General features: G+C 45.6%; 1 protein-coding gene. It reads left to right on the top strand.

Translation table 11 applies throughout. The features are described 5' to 3' along the window. Positions 1-494 precede the first annotated feature (494 nt). Positions 495-1,778, top strand: coding sequence for a group II intron reverse transcriptase/maturase (ltrA, locus tag LRR81_RS21080; protein WP_231791388.1), 1,284 nt, complete (start codon positions 495-497; stop codon positions 1,776-1,778). The last annotated feature ends 82 nt before the right edge of the window (positions 1,779-1,860 follow it).

The following is a 1,860-nucleotide window of genomic DNA, read 5'->3' as shown; positions in this document are numbered from 1 at the left end:
TTTGGTTCGCCCAGCATGGGCGAACTCTAACGGGTGAGAGTCCCGAGTACGACCTTAAGTAGCGGTAAGTACATAGCCGAAAGCAAGGGTGTCCACGGCGACGTGGAATCTGAAGGAAGCTCGAGGCAAACCTCCGGTCTGACGCACAGAAATCATATAAGAGGCAACGTTAGAGGATAAGACTGCCAAAGAAGTTGAAGTCCAGTAGCTACTGTTCTTTCGTTGTAAATATGGCAGATAGATGGAGGGAAAGAGTTCGCACCTTAACTGGGGAGATCTCATGAATCTGTACCAAACCCCTGCAGTGATGCAGGACTGGATCATGAGAAGTCAGCAGAAGCCGTAGTAGTGAAGATGTCTAACGAAAGTTAGAAGGAGCGAAGGGCTGAACAATTTTATCGTTATGGAAATCTCTATTGGGAGAGGAAACAGACCACTGGCGAAAAGCGAGAAAGTGGATACCGACTCTACGAGAAGGAAGGGAAATAGCAGGCATGTACGAAAGGAAATTATTAGATGCGATTCTTGACAAAGAGAATCTGAACCAAGCATTCAAACAAGTAAAGAGAAACAAGGGTGCGGCCGGGGTTGATGGAATGACGATTGAAGAATTGGAAGAACATTTGAAGAAGAATAAGGATGAAATCATCCGGCAAATTCGTCAAAGGAAATTCCAGCCCCAGCCAGTGTTGAGAGTAGAAATTCCGAAGTCAAATGGCGGAGTGCGACTGTTGGGAATACCGACTGTCACAGACCGAGTCATTCAACAAGCTGTGGCGCAGGTCCTGTCCCCACTATTTGATAGGGAATTTAGTGAATACAGCTATGGATTCAGACCAAACCGCTATGCGGAAATGGCCATCCTCAAGGCGCTGGAATTCATGAATGATGGGTATGACTGGATTGTCGACATTGACTTGGAACGCTTCTTTGACACGGTCCATCATGACCGGTTAATGAATCTTGTATCAAGAATAGTGGACGATGGAGATGTCATCTCCCTGATCCGGAAGTTTCTAATCAGCGGTGTTCAAATCAACGAAGAGTACAAAGAAACCATCATTGGCACGCCGCAAGGTGGAAACCTGTCCCCTTTGTTAAGCAACATCATGCTCAATGAACTGGATCAGGAGCTTGAAAGCCGTGGACTAAACTTTGTGAGATACGCCGATGACTGTATCATTATGGTCAAGAGCGAAATGGCAGCCAGACGAGTCATGAGATCGGTGACAAAATTTATTGAAGAAAAACTAGGTCTCATTGTCAATGCCAAGAAATCGAAAATAACCAAACCGAACGATCCCAATATGAAATTCCTGGGCTTTGGCTTCTTCCGGGACTACCAAGAGGGTTTATACAAAGCGAAACCACATCGAAAATCGGTGGAAACCTTTCAATATAAACTAAAGCAGCTGACCAGGAAGAATTGGAGTGTGGATACCAAATTCCAGGTTGAGCGAATCAACCAGCTCGTCAGAGGGTGGGTCAACTACTTTAAAATAGGAGTTATGAAAACACTCCTCAAGAACATCGATGCCCACACACGGTTCCGACTGAGAATGTGCATATGGAAGAAGTGGAAGACACCTAAGAACCGCCGAAAGAATCTAATCAAATTGGGAATGAACCGAAATGATGCTTACAAAAACAGTCATACAAGCAAAGGGCCAGCCCGTATTGCATCTTCATGGGTACTCACCACAACCATAACAAATAAGAGACTAGCCGCATTTGGGCTAGTCCCCGGAGTCCAGCACTACACGAAAATACATGCCTAGAATAAAATTGAACCGCCGTATACGGATCCGTACGTACGGTGGTGTGAGAGGTCGGGGGTTAATCACTCCCTCCTACTCGATT

The sequence above is a fragment of the Metabacillus kandeliae genome, from assembly GCF_021166585.1.
GTDB classification, from domain to species: Bacteria; Bacillota; Bacilli; order Bacillales; family Bacillaceae; genus Metabacillus_B; species Metabacillus_B kandeliae.
This window is presented reverse-complemented; position numbering and strand designations above follow the sequence as displayed.

Bases quoted from the DNA above. Each gene is read 5' to 3' on its own strand.
- ltrA (WP_231791388.1), top strand. From the start codon at position 495: ATGTACGAAAGGAAATTATTAGATGCGATTCTTGACAAAGAGAATCTG.